General features: G+C 33.8%; 16 protein-coding genes. All 16 read right to left on the reverse strand.

Annotation, left to right across the window (positions count from 1 at the left end):
• Positions 1-63: 63 nt before the first annotated feature.
• The 16 genes from FGQ66_RS01725 to FGQ66_RS01800 all read right to left on the reverse strand — a co-directional run bounded on the left by FGQ66_RS01725 (position 64) and on the right by FGQ66_RS01800 (position 13,469).
• Positions 64-453, reverse strand: a complete 390-nt coding sequence (locus tag FGQ66_RS01725; RefSeq protein WP_138301476.1) for a TcpE family conjugal transfer membrane protein — start codon at positions 451-453, stop codon at positions 64-66.
• A gap of 1 nt (position 454) precedes the next feature.
• A complete protein-coding gene (locus FGQ66_RS01730) occupies positions 455-673 on the reverse strand; it encodes a TcpD family membrane protein (RefSeq protein ID WP_138301565.1) in 219 nt (72 codons plus the stop codon).
• A 3-nt stretch (positions 674-676) separates the two neighbouring features.
• Entirely contained in the window at positions 677-1,702 is a 1,026-nt protein-coding gene (locus FGQ66_RS01735; protein WP_138301478.1) for a conjugal transfer protein, read from the reverse strand.
• Positions 1,703-1,834: 132 nt separating this feature from the next.
• Positions 1,835-2,263 (reverse strand): hypothetical protein, encoded by a 429-nt coding sequence (locus tag FGQ66_RS01740; RefSeq protein ID WP_171024542.1) that lies wholly within the window; start codon positions 2,261-2,263, stop codon positions 1,835-1,837.
• Positions 2,264-2,321: 58 nt separating this feature from the next.
• The gene (locus FGQ66_RS01745; protein WP_138301482.1) at positions 2,322-2,939 is read right to left on the reverse strand and encodes a Phi-29-like late activator; all 618 of its coding nucleotides are present in this window, start codon (positions 2,937-2,939) and stop codon (positions 2,322-2,324) included.
• An 18-nt stretch (positions 2,940-2,957) separates the two neighbouring features.
• The gene (locus tag FGQ66_RS01750) at positions 2,958-4,241 is read right to left on the reverse strand and encodes an XRE family transcriptional regulator (protein WP_138301484.1); all 1,284 of its coding nucleotides are present in this window, start codon (positions 4,239-4,241) and stop codon (positions 2,958-2,960) included.
• A 291-nt stretch (positions 4,242-4,532) separates the two neighbouring features.
• Positions 4,533-4,964: a hypothetical protein gene (locus tag FGQ66_RS01755; RefSeq protein ID WP_138301486.1), complete on the reverse strand. Its 432-nt coding sequence runs from the start codon at positions 4,962-4,964 to the stop codon at positions 4,533-4,535.
• Positions 4,965-4,988: 24 nt separating this feature from the next.
• A complete protein-coding gene (locus FGQ66_RS01760; protein ID WP_138301487.1) occupies positions 4,989-6,497 on the reverse strand; it encodes a cell division protein FtsK in 1,509 nt (502 codons plus the stop codon).
• Positions 6,497-7,045: an antirestriction protein ArdA gene (locus tag FGQ66_RS01765; RefSeq protein WP_138301488.1), complete on the reverse strand. Its 549-nt coding sequence runs from the start codon at positions 7,043-7,045 to the stop codon at positions 6,497-6,499. The genes FGQ66_RS01760 and FGQ66_RS01765 overlap by 1 nt, the downstream gene beginning before the upstream one ends.
• A gap of 110 nt (positions 7,046-7,155) precedes the next feature.
• The gene (locus tag FGQ66_RS01770; protein WP_138301490.1) at positions 7,156-7,593 is read right to left on the reverse strand and encodes a hypothetical protein; all 438 of its coding nucleotides are present in this window, start codon (positions 7,591-7,593) and stop codon (positions 7,156-7,158) included.
• A complete protein-coding gene (locus FGQ66_RS01775; protein WP_138301491.1) occupies positions 7,590-8,318 on the reverse strand; it encodes a hypothetical protein in 729 nt (242 codons plus the stop codon). The genes FGQ66_RS01770 and FGQ66_RS01775 overlap by 4 nt, the downstream gene beginning before the upstream one ends.
• Positions 8,299-8,883: a hypothetical protein gene (locus tag FGQ66_RS01780; protein WP_138301492.1), complete on the reverse strand. Its 585-nt coding sequence runs from the start codon at positions 8,881-8,883 to the stop codon at positions 8,299-8,301. The genes FGQ66_RS01775 and FGQ66_RS01780 overlap by 20 nt, the downstream gene beginning before the upstream one ends.
• A gap of 141 nt (positions 8,884-9,024) precedes the next feature.
• Positions 9,025-9,759, reverse strand: coding sequence for a class A sortase (locus tag FGQ66_RS01785; RefSeq protein WP_230315184.1), 735 nt, complete (start codon positions 9,757-9,759; stop codon positions 9,025-9,027).
• 57 nt (positions 9,760-9,816) lie between these two features.
• On the reverse strand, positions 9,817-12,006 hold the full coding sequence (locus FGQ66_RS01790) for a VaFE repeat-containing surface-anchored protein (RefSeq protein ID WP_138301495.1): 2,190 nt from the start codon (positions 12,004-12,006) through the stop codon (positions 9,817-9,819).
• A 90-nt stretch (positions 12,007-12,096) separates the two neighbouring features.
• Positions 12,097-13,152, reverse strand: a complete 1,056-nt coding sequence (locus tag FGQ66_RS01795) for a C39 family peptidase (protein ID WP_138301497.1) — start codon at positions 13,150-13,152, stop codon at positions 12,097-12,099.
• Positions 13,153-13,271: 119 nt separating this feature from the next.
• Complete coding sequence (locus FGQ66_RS01800) at positions 13,272-13,469, reverse strand: hypothetical protein (protein ID WP_086327799.1); 198 nt, start codon at positions 13,467-13,469, stop codon at positions 13,272-13,274.
• Positions 13,470-13,477: the final 8 nt, after the last annotated feature.

Genomic DNA, 13,477 nt, shown 5'->3' on the forward strand with positions numbered 1-13,477 from the left:
TCCTTCTTTCTAAATTTATTTAATGAAAAAGTCGTATGCCTTCGACAACATACGACCTGAAAATTATTTAAATTGAATCGACTCTATAATCTCTTCTCGTTTACACTTTTTTCCTTCACAAATAACAATATCGGGCAATTGTACTGTGAAATAATAAATCAGTGAATCCAGCAGAAAATAATAAATTTTCTTGCCATCGGGCTGAATTTTATTCATTAACATCACTGACCCAATCGGAATACCGACATAGCACAACATATACATAAATTGAAATGTTCCTGCCATTGTGGCGATCACAGAGCCTAAAAATAGTTTTATCAATAAGGCAACGACACACGCCGTCACAGCGTCTACTACAACAATCGAAAAAGGCAAACGAACCACATTCGGAATATCTTGAATGCGGTAAGGTTCTTTGAAAATGGACGTATAGTTGTAAGCTTCCCAATCCATACTATCCACCGAACACTTTACTTAGCACATTTCCAATAGCGTCTAGCACTTTATCAGGATTTCCTAAAAAGTACCACGCTAAACCACCAAGAACTAAAGCTGTCACGATTCCTGCCACTTTTGACTTAGAAAAATGTTTGGCTACGTTAAAAACGATAATTCCAATCACCACATATTTTCCCTGTTCCAAAATAAAAGTTGATAAACCTTTCAAATCCATCAATTATTCACTGTCCTTCCATGTATGACTTAATTTTTTCACATAATATTTATCGGATTTTTTCACTAAATGGAGTGTTAGTTGTTCTTTCTGCAAAATCGACGTATCTTTATCTTTCAAAGAGACATCAGCTTTCACAATGAAACCATCACTCGCTTGATAAACTTTTGATTCCACTTTATCTAATGTAAAATTCCCATTTAATCCCTCAGGGCTATCCATCATGTACGCCATATCCACAGACGAACTTTCACAATATTTCGTTAGAAAGTCAGAAACAAATTTCTGTGCGTCTTTGTCTGTTTCATCATCAACCGCTTTTAATTTTTCCATATCATAAGTAATAGATTTTACTTTTGCTTTAGTTGTGACTGGTTCAGTAAAATAAGGATAGGCAACCACACAAAACGCATGGTTCTTTGTACTAAAAGGAATATTCAACACTTGCGTTGCTTCTACTTTTTTAGTATCTGTCACTTCTTTTGTCGTCGTCGTTTCTTTTCCTTTACTGTCTTTGTGCTTTTCTTCAATCTTCTTTGTTACTGGCGTTTCAATCTCATAATTGACTTGATAGCTGGCAACTGACACACCGTCCACATTTTTTAATGACACCAGCGTCGCTTCTTTCAAAGAACGTTTGGCAGAAAAAGAAACTTCATCTTCTGCTAATCCGTCAGCATAGAAATTTTTCTCAAGATTTTGGGCTCGTTCCTTAAAGGCTTCATTATCATTGGAAATATTCATGTACTCGTCCACAAAACGATCCATAAAGAACTGTAATTCTGGAGTAAATGAAATTTGTTTCTGATTCGAACCGTCAACGTCATTTTTTAATAGCACAACTGATTTTTCTACTTTGGAAATATGGTTACTCACTGCACCAGCTTTGATATATGCGCCCACACCCGAAAACAAAACCAGCACTAACCCACCCATGACGACACGTTTCACTCCTTTTGTTTGGATTCCTTTTTTCTTAGGCACACTTTCTGTTTTCTCTTTTTCCTTCTTTTTAAATTTAAAATCCATCTTAGTTTCCTTTCCGATAACTTTTTTGCGGTATAATTCATTAAAAATATTAAATTTTTTTCCATTATCAAAATAAATAAAAAGACATGGTTATTTTTCACATGCCTTTTTGTTTATGGATTTTGATATTAGTTACGAATAACCTTTTTCTAAATGTTCTTCAAATATTTTAAGAAAAGTAATTTTATTTACTCTTTCAGCATAAATTCTTTTCCTCGTCACTCCTTTATGTGAGTAATAACCTCCTGTATAAAAATAATAGGAATAACTGTTATACATCTTTTCTCCAGTAGGTTTCCGACGATAATAACCTTCTGCAAAAAGACTAGTATGTTCTAAAGGAAATTCAGCCACAAACTCTTTCTTAAAATAAATAGGGACATCAATAATGCCTTTAGTCATTAAAAATTGCTTATATTGTTCAATATAAACAATATCTTCATCATCAATATCATTCTCAAATACACTAAATCCATGCAGCCTAAGCATATCTGGAATAGAGTACTTACCATATTTTTTGTAAAAGTCACTTTGTTCTCTAAAGATAGGTACAATAGGCATTAGTACCACCTCCTGTTAAATTAAAATTCAAAAGTCTTTTAGTATCACTTGCCTAACATTACAATTGATTAATTATTTCACCATTTTTTATTTTCCATTCAAACCATTCCGAAAAATCCTGTTTGAAACCATCTACTCTATATTTATCCTGTAGACGGGCTTCCTCCGCAGTCGCAGGATCAAGATAGGTTGGTTTATCTTTTGGACGTGCATAAACACCAATCCACGTATCGTAATCACCCTCAAAATAACTATCAACAATAAAACCTTTTTTACGAAGCTCATTTCTTACTAAGTTTTCAATCTTTTCCCTATTTTTAGGAACGAAATATTTATATCTATCTATAAAATCATTAAAATCAGCAACGGTTAAATTAAATTTTTTAATAGATAAAAAATAATCACTCCAACTAAGTTTATCTACTGGCTTCATAAATTCCTCATATTCCGGATATAAATAATCACTTCTTTTCATTTCATGTTGCCGATCACTAATTTCAGACATACCCGTTGCTGTACGTTTTTTTAGATATGGAATTGTTAAATTACCTTCCTTATCTAGCTCTTCAATCTGTTTCATGATCCTATTTAAAGTGGCTATTGTTTTCTCTAGTTTTTCACTAACAAAACCACATTGTCTCGTGATCCTTAAAATAAATTCTCTGCTTACGTCCAATTTTTTTACCTCCCAATTTTAAAATGGATATTCTTCTTCTAAATTAAATTCTTGTTCCATGTAGTTACGTACTTCGCTATTTTGATCTGTAGTGAAGAGTAAGTCTTTTGCACTAACACAGACTTGATCGATTAACTCCTCATGTTTTTCCTTTAATTCTGCAAAATCAATCCGTTCCATCAATTCGTTAGTTCCTAATCTTAAATCAATTAACTTAATCATTTTTAGAGACGGAGCTAAATAATTGGATAGCCACCTTAACGTTTTTTCAATTGACGGCTTTTCAGCATGAACTGATAATCGAAGTCCTTCTAATTTATCGATCACGTCATACCACTCTTTACAATAAACTTTCGTACCATCTTCTATATCAAAAACAGTAAGTGACGCATTAACAATTTCTTTCACTAACCAATCTAAACTTTCACCGCTTGATAAAAAGTATTCAACAAACAAAAAGGCTTTCTCATCAGAAAGCCTTATCTCATACCTATTTTTTATTTCATATTTTTCTCTCGCTTCTTCGACTGAAAGTCCTTCTTTACGGGCTAGTTCATAATCTTTTTGATAAAAATTAAAATAAAGCGGAGATTGCCGACTACCAAAGTACAGAGACAATCCCTTATTAATCAGCTTATTTTTTTCAAAAGAAAAACCACCATTAAAATCAAAATTTTTAAAAGTGGTACTTACTAACCCCTGTTCCATTTTTTCCTTTAATTTATATAGATTAAAATTAGGTTTCCCTTCAACAATCAATTCATCAAGAGCAATATCAATACGAGTAATTTTTGTATCAACGATAATATTTTTTCCAAAAATATCATCATCATACAATGATCTAAAAAATTCTGTCCAGCTACGGTTGTTATCTTCCTCAAAAATATCTTCTAGTTGACGGCAACCTTCACCCGACAAATCTAACATGATTCCCATATTCATATCCTCAGGATTTCTAAATAATCGAATAGAACCATATGAAAAAGTTTCAGTGTAATGGTAAAAACCACGTTCTTCATGAGTAAACCAATTCATATCCATATGCAAAAGTTTTTCAATAATCGTCTTTATATCTAAAGTCTTAAAACGAATCCTTAAGAAATCAATTTTCGCTTCAACAGAAGCTCGGCCACCATCAAGGTGAAGACTATCAATAATTTTCATTTCCAGTTCTTTAGAAATCGTTCGCTTCCCCGATTCAATTTTAGAAATCAAACTACGTTCAATTTCTAATTTATCAGCTAATTCTTTTTGTTTTAGGCCCAACTCCTTTCTGAATCGTTTTAAATCAATACATCTCAAACATCAAAACCTTCTTTCTTAAAAATGTGACAAACGCTAATAAAAAATGTGACAAATTTAAAAGCGCTCAATCCCTTGCGGGACAAGGCAAGTAAGCGACTTTTTTTAATAGGTTTGTAATTTCTACCCCCATGTTATAAAACGGGGGTAGATCGCGTGTGGCGGGACAAGCCCACCACACGCACGCCTAGCAACACTTGAAATATACGTCACTACTTACGTTTCACGTAGGAAAAGAGGTGTGCGCCTTATGGCGCCACCCCTTTTCCTACTACGAAGTCAGCGACAATTTCAGCGGTTACTAGTCTCCACGTTCGCTAAATTTTCTAACCGTAGAATGCGTTTTTTTAAATCCGCATTCTCTTGTAATGCTTTTTTAGTCAATTCAATTAATTTCTTAGTATCAGCTTTACTTTCTTCAAACTCCATTTTCGACAAAGCAATTTCTTCTTGTTTTCTTTTCCCGTCTTCCGACATGAAAATCTGATAAATAGCTTCATCTAATGGCTTATTTTCTGATCTTAAATCTGATAACTGTTTCAATTGCACAAGCTGAGAACTATCAAAAACTTTGTAACTATAATTCTTTCCGTTTCTATTTTTAGCGTATCTACGCTGAAATTTTGTATCAGTCATTTTTTCAATCTTAATACACCAAGATTTTAAAGTTTTTAATGAAATAGAATAATCAAGTTCAGACAAAATATCATTAAAATCGTACATTTGAATACCTCCTTCACTAAAAAATTAATCAGCAAATTTATTACTTAATTCATTAAGAAGTTCATTTTCTGCGTTTAAAACATTGTCAATATCCTCTTGCGCTTCTTTTTCCAAATGCTCAGTTATTTTTTTCGATACCTCTACTTTCACATCTTCTGGCACTCTTTCATAACCTAATTTATCGCTAATTGTGATAAATTCATTGATAAAATCGAACGAGTCAGGGACTTGTGGACTATAAAATTCACGTGCAATTTCCCCTCCACGAGCCACATAACCACGACCATAAACTTTCAATCCATTAATTTTTTCAACAAATTTGAATTTCTTATTTTTATTTTCGTCTCCAAAAATCATAAATAAGCCTGTTTCGGACAAACGCCCCACGGACATGCGAAACATGAAATTATCACGTAAAGCTGTTTTAATAAATTCTCCATCTGGACGTTGCATAGCAACAATTAAAAAGATCCCACATTGACGTCCTTTCAAAACTAATTGAGACAAATGTTCGTCAAATTCTCCCTCAGTTTTATAATCTCCTGCTAATTCAGCTTTGAAAGCAGCCAATTCATCAATAACAATGAATTTAGGCTTTAATCCATAATAGGCATAATTTTTCCCCATACTATACTTTGGACTATTGTTCATCATTTCAAAACGACTATTCATTAACTCAACACCCGTTTTTAAACAATTGGTAATAGCTTCCTTCCCAGTGTGAACTTTTCCAGAAAATAAGGGTAATTTGCCTAAAGCCATCAAATCACTATTTTTAGGATCACAAATCTCAATATCCGCAATTCCGCAAAGAGCATAAATTAAAGACAGTAAAGTAAACGTCTTTCCTCCGCCTGTTCCGCCTCCTAAAAGTAAATGCGGGTCTTTGTCGAAATACCAATACAACCCCTTCATCAGTTGTACTTTTCCTTTATCGGCTTTCATATCTATAATAGATATACGTTTTTCATAAACATCAACAACCAACTCATAGATAATAAAACCTTTTTCATCGACAGTAGCAATATTATCAGCATGAAAAGCTGTTTCTAGGAAACCGCCTATAGATTCAAACTTTTCTTGAAATTTATTTCCAGAAGTTTCAAATGAAACAAATATACTCTCTTTTGAAGCTTTGAAATAAACTTTAGGAAATTTGATTTTTTCCTTCAACTTACCATCACTAGTTTTGACTTGTTTTTTTGTGTAATAGTTGTTATCAATCAACATACGAGAAAGGGTTTGGCGTTGTTCCACTTTTGAGAAATATCCAGACCGAATAATTGACCACTTAATCAGTAAATTAATTAATAATAAAGAACCAATTAAACAAGCTATAATAAATACTACAGGCATCACATAAGCTTGCCACTTCTGTACACTTTCTATCACCAAAAGATAAATTTGTTTGTATCCCACAAAATATCCTAAAAGAACTAGTACAGGTGACAGAAGAAGAAATCTATAGAAATTCAATAAGTTTCTACTAGAATAGCGAATACGTCTACCTCGGTATTGAAATAGTTTTTTCATTACATCAACCTACTTTGACTGAATTGAATACACATACCATCTATAAAGTAATAATTTTCTCCTTCAAAACTCCACTCATTACATTCTTTAGCAAATCCTGCATAATCAAAATGTCTTTCTAAAAAAGGAGTAAATCCAGAACTAGTTACACTATCAAAATATTTTTTAACTAAATATTTCCCTAAGCTCGTATAGTTATTCACTCCTTCTATTTTTTGAAAACATCTACCTCCAAATAGTAAAACATCAAATAAAAACTCATCTCCTCGCCCCCCTACTAATTCATCTAAATTATTAGAAATCCAGCTAGGCAAATTTTTCAAACTCTCTGCAAAATAGTTCAAATCATTCAGTGAATAACTTAATGTAATTTTAAAAGGAGCTTCATAGGCTAAAAGAAGGCATACTTCCTGTAAGTCACCATCTTGTATTTCTAGTTCTCCAAAGATTTTTTCCTTAGCAATCGGTAGATCAAACCATTTTGATATACGATTTCCTTGCTTATATTCTTTAGCATTAGCTAAATAAAGTCTTACCTTTCTATTCAAATTATTACCTCCGTAACTATTAAGAAATATCAATTAATACTAAAAAAACTTATTTATCACATAAAATACAATATAAAAGAACGCTAAATCGAATTTTCATCTAATCAATCTTACCCTCCTTGATTGTCTATTTCCCTCCTAAGTTGTTCTTTTACACCTTCCAGAGTGGTCTCTAATTCTTGAAGCTCTTTATAGATCAATTTATTTAGATACTGGTTAAGAACTTGAATAGAGACATTCCAATATATCAATACAATCAAACCAACCAAAATAAGACTAGATACTAAAACTTCTGAGAAAAAAACAGAATGAATATATCGAAATAAAAGAAATACAATAAATTGAGAAACTGCTATAAAGTAATAAAACTCTTTAAATCCTCTCTCTCCAGAAAAAAAGAATTTAGAAAGCTTCAAAAACGTATTTTCAGTATTCCCAATTTTCTCTAACACTTTTATATCTGATTCATAATCATTGATTTTCCGCTGGATTTTAGCTTTTTTTTCTTCTGCGAGTTGCCTCTCCATTTTCTGCTTAAAATCACTCATGCCATCCTCCTATGAGCGTTTTCTATATACAGTGCCAGTTTGTGGTTATAGGTAACACGTAGCAATGAATACTTCACTTTCACATCTATATCATAACCATCTAGCACACTATGCTTAGTATCATCATTCAGGTAATTCAATCTAATTCTTTTAATTTCTAGAAACGAAGCCCATTTATCAGCTATTGAAATTTCAAAAGGTCTTTCATCAGAATGGAAATCTTCTCTATTTATCCTCATATCAACTTGAATCTGCTTTTCCATTTTTTTCCACAAAATGTGAAATGATAAAGTACAAACAAAATAAATCAGTAGCCATACACCAACTGACATAATAAAACGATCTGAAAAAACAGAATCTAAGTTCATTAGACATGACTTTCTAAAATAAGGGAAGTGCCAAAAAACAATTACCTTGATTAAACGACTCATAATTTTTGTCCAAGAAGAAGATTTCAACAATGAACTACCTAATAATACAAATTGAAAAATTAATATGGAGTAAATAATCGTTTCCACCAAAATCTGAGCGGATTTTTCGCCCACATAAGAAAGCAATACCTCATTATACAAATCCAAAAAGTAGACTATGCTAAAAGCCGATATAATATAAAAACTAATATACTGAAAAATATATACAATGTTTAACCCTTGAATTTGCCAGTATTTCGGTTTCTTCATTAAATCAATTATTTTATTCTTTACCCTATTGTCTTTTTGTTCCATATGCTCCTCCTTTATTGGCACTCTTACGGTAAGAAGCAATCAACTCATCTGATAAAAAGGTTTTTCTTAATTGCTGGTAACCGATCCGTTGCATGGTTTCGTTCACTGAAATCCGATCATTTTCGTATCCCTTCAGATATTGATTTCGTTCATTGAAATATTCAGAAGCCCGTTTTCGTTCGTATTCCTCAACAAACTGTAAATCTGCTTCCTCAAATTGGAAAATCGACAATAGCTTTTCCGATTTTAAGGATTCAATATGATAATGAACAAAATTATCTTCGGTCAATTCTTCGTCCCGACAATCAAATAAATCTGAACGAGACGTTCCAAAGTCAATGATCTGTTCCTGCAAATACGCATAATCGGGTCCACGTCGATTAGCACTATAAAATTCATACCAACCTGTTTCTGCTTTACGCAATTCTGCTTTTAACAAAGCTTTCGAGCGATCAGACGATAAATCCGCAAAACTCGAGTTTTGCAAAATATACCGCACCATTTCTTCATAACGATAGAGATACTCAGAAAGTTTAATTTCTGAACCTAAATAAGTAATATTCATCTAATCTCATTCCTTTATGAATGACTTTTTCTTTCCATTCGTATGTCTTCATACTTTCCAACCGATAAAATAGCCGTCACAGCGATTCCAAACGAAATACCGATAAATAGCCACCTACAAATAAAATCATGCTATACCCTCCTAAACTGGCTCACAACGAACCATTAATCGACCATCAGTGCCAGCAACTGAACTATCACAAGTAATTAGCGTCAAAATCCCATTTCCTTCTGAATCAAAAATCACTTGATTATCTTCTGCTGTAATCTGTTTTACTTTTGTGACCTTGAAATTCATGGTTTTATTTTTATAAGTAACTTGTACAAGATCATTTTTTTTCACGTTTTTAATGCCACCAAACAGCAAGCCAGCATTTGTCATATAATGACCCGCTAAAGTGAAGTTGCCTTTTCCCAATTCTTGATTAGGTTTCATTGTTCCAGCACCAACACTTAAATTTTCTTGGCTCATTCCTTCTAAAATTGGAAGATTCATATTGATACTAGGAATTTGAATCATGCCAGCTCCAAAAGTAGAAACGACTTTTTCAGCATTCACTTTCTTCATTGCTTCCGCAGTCAATGGCTCAACATCTTTACCAACATAATCAGGTTGTTTTTTAGGATCACTAATTTTGATCTCATTGCTCTGTTTTGCGTCTGTTGAATCTGATCCTGTTGTCTGACTACTGTTCGTTTTTTTCTGCTGTTTCTCCTTTTTCTCCATTGCTTGAATAGCGGTACTTTGAACGCTTTGAGTCGTTTTATCTAATTCTTGTTGCTGGTGTCCAAAATAAAAATAAGAACTAAGTCCAGCAATCAAAAAAATAGTCAGTGAAACAACAATCAATTTCCAATGTACAAATAATTTTTTCATCATCTTCTCCTTATATAAAAAAGGAGTACCGATTTTTTCGATACTCCTTTTTTACTCTTATTTAGCTGTATTTTTGCGTTTAATAATGGAATAAGCAGACACTAGAAAAGCAGACACCCCAGCTAAAGCTAGACCAAGCAATCCTTTTGATTGATAGTTTTCTGATCCAGTTTGTGGCAATGGTGTTTCTGGTTTATTTACTTTGACAGTTTGTCCTTTATCGTTTAAATCCGCATGAGTAGCGATCACTTTTTCGCCAATTTTGACACTTTCAAAGGCTACAAGTTCTTTATTTTCTAGTCCAGCGGTATTAAACGTAAATTCAACGTTTACCTTGCCGTCAGGCGTTTTGGCAACAAATTTGGCTGTTCCAGTCACTTCTTTTCCGTCCACTAATAGAGCTTTTCCTGTTTCTTTATCCATTAGTTTTCCTGTAACAGTGTACTCTTTACCAACAACCAATCCTTTACAGGCAACTTCATCATTGACTGTTACTTTTTGATCGTTTGCTAGTGTTTTATCTTTATCCGCTTTATCGGTAGCTGTTGTACCGATCTTCGGCGTTTTCTTATCCACTTTGACAGTTTGCCCTTTATCATTGATATCCGCATGCGTAGCAATTACTTTCGTGCCAAAATAAAGATTTTCAAAAACAACTAGCTCTTTATCATCTAAACCTGCAGTATCAAAAGTAAATTCGACATTTTGTTTTCCATTCGCAGTTTTTGCTGTAAATTTAGCACTTTTAGTTACTTCTTTTCCGTCAATCATTAATGGTTTTCCTGTTTCTTTATCCATTAATATTCCTGTGACAGTGTACTCTTTACCAGCAATCAAACCACTATATGATACTTCATCAACAACTGTTACTTTTTGATCGGTCGCCAATGTTTTATCTTTATCGGCTTTATCCGTTGCTGTCGTACCAATTTTCGGTGTCTTTTTATCGACTTCTACCGTTTGCCCTTCGTCGTTAATATCCGCATGAGTGGCTACTTCTTTATTATCAGTTGACATACTTTCAAAGACAACTAACTTTTTACCATCTAGCCCAGCTGTATTAAACGTAAATTCTACGTCCTGTTTTCCATTTGGTGTTTTTGCTGTAAATTTACCGCTAGCAGTCACTTCTTTTCCGTTAATTACTAATGGTTTTCCTGTTTCCTTATCCATTACTTTTCCTGTAACAGTATACTCTTTACCGACAATCAGATTTTGATAAGACACTTCATCAACAACCGTAGCCGTTGTATCTGGCGCAAGTACTTTATCATTATCGGCTTTATCGGTAGCTGTTGTTCCAATCACAATATCTTTTAATTTCCAATTGATTTTCTGCTCATCTGTCTTATGCTCATCATCAACACTAAGTAAAGAAGTTGCTGGTTGAACCGCAGAAACTCCACCATATTTAAAGACATGAACGGCTTTAATATCTCCTTCGGACGTGATTTTCAATTCGCCTGTTGGTGTTCCTTTAGGGATTTGAATGGTAATTTCTTGATTAAGTGGTAAATTGTCTTTTGAAATTTCTTTTCCGTCTTTGTTCAAAATCCGCATGCCGGGAATTTTTTTGTCAAAGCTGACACTTGCTTTACCGTCCGTTTTATTTGCTTCTGATTTGAACTTATAGTTATAGTAAATATCATCTTCTGATTCATTGACCTTTTTCAAATCATAGGTTGTATCAGTAGACGTTTTACCATTTTGAACATGATCCCAAATAATATCAAATGCTTTGTGTACTCGATCAATTTCTTCTTGTGAACGTTCAGGAGTAGACCATACCATATCTTCTTTTTTATAGTTATTTGATAATAGCCAAGAAACAGCTTGTGTAGCATATCGCGCTTCCTGAACATTTGCTACTGGCAAACCATTTAAATCGCCTTTTTTAGCATAACCTGCTTCATACATCCGATAAAATTCGTCACCAAGTTTCCCTTGTAAAGCTAAGGTATATCCAGTTGGAGAAGGCTTCTCAGAGTCCATACAATAAGCTTCGATACCGTTTTTATCGACAAAATCATGAGTAACCATATATTCGAGCGATCCATCTGAACGTTTGACACGCATATACCCTTTAATCTCGCCACCAATTGGGGTATAACCCATATCTTTTGGCGCTGTATAATTGATAGAAGCTTTTGTTTCACTTGCATTCGCTACGCTTTTCCCAGCACCAACACCTAAACTAGCCATACTTAACACTACTGCTGAATACAAAAATACCTTTTTATGAATCATCTTTTTCCCTCTTTTCAAATTTTTATATACAAAAAAAGACTTCTAAAATAATCCTTTAGAAGTCTTTTTAAATATCTATTTAAATTTTTTCTATCGTACTGCTACTGCCATACCTGTAACGTTAAAGGCATTTTCATACGTAGACGCATTGATCCATTTTGCCCCAAAGACAGGATCGACAACATGATAAGCACCATCTCTAAAACCATCAACTAAGACCACATGACCATTCCATACTGCTCGTCCCCATGGCATTTGTTTAAATTGTGGAGAAGCATAGTTGTAAGTGATCCACGTAACCACTGGGTTACCATTGCGGATTTCATTCTTGATTCCATTCGTTCCAGAACCTGTGATATTGACAGCATTTCCACCTACATTTTTCGCCCATTGTACAACTGGATCAGCCATCATCCCTTGATACGTACCGCTTACGTTGTGGCGCCATTCGCCAGAATAGCCATGGTATGGGTTGCCATCTGAAGCTTTCGGCATAGAGTTAACGAAAGTCGTTAAGTTTTGATTTGTCGCAACGCCTTTATAATGTAATCCTTCTAATAATGAAGCCCCTTCACATAACATAGTGTTACCTTGCCAAACAACAGGTACATTCAATACTTTGCTATTGACTGGCGCTGGTGTCGGATTTGGTGTGCTGTTTGGCATTGCATACCAACCTGTACCTTCAATCTTCCAGCCTTGTTTACTGATCACATTTTTTTCATTTTGATCTAACGTGTAATGGTGCCAATTCACATAACGATTATACAATCGTGTCACAGGAGTACCATTTGCCCCATTATAGGAGTAAAATGCAACTCCTTCATAAGTCCAACCAGTGTGCGAAATTTTGTCTCGTTCGCCTGCATCAATCGTGTAAAAATGTTCGCCATTATAACGGTTATACAAACGATAAACAGGCGTTCCGCTAGTAGGAGCATTCCAAGCTACGCCCTCATAACGCCAACCAATCCTAGTTAAACTATCTCGTTCAGCAGTCGTTCGAGTGTACAAATGCTCTCCACTATATGGATTATAAACTCGATACATTGGAATGGAACTATCAGCAAAAGTTGCTTGACCGATTGCGAAGCCTCCAATCACCATTGCGCCTAGTACTAAGCCTTTTATTGTCGCTTTTTTCATCTTTTATCCTCTTTTCATTATGAATATATAGATCAATAAGACATACACTTAAAAGTATATCATGTTAGATAACACTAAAAATAACAACGTCATAAACGATCAATTTTAAGTCATTTTTGTTACGGTATGATCTGCAAGCAACAATAAACTCGCTGATTTAATTTTATATAGGTTTTTTCTAGTCGTTCAAAGTGTTTTATTGATCCTAGAAATTGTAACTTTTCAACTCTAGTCATCCTTAAAGCTGAAATTAACTCATTGATTTTAATTCTTTTTTTATGTTGTTTCTTTAAATAATCAAGTACTTGCTCTTCCAAAGAATACC

It is taken from the genome of Enterococcus sp. BSD2780061688st2 D3 (assembly GCF_005844145.1).
Taxonomy (GTDB): domain Bacteria; phylum Bacillota; class Bacilli; order Lactobacillales; family Enterococcaceae; genus Enterococcus_B; species Enterococcus_B durans.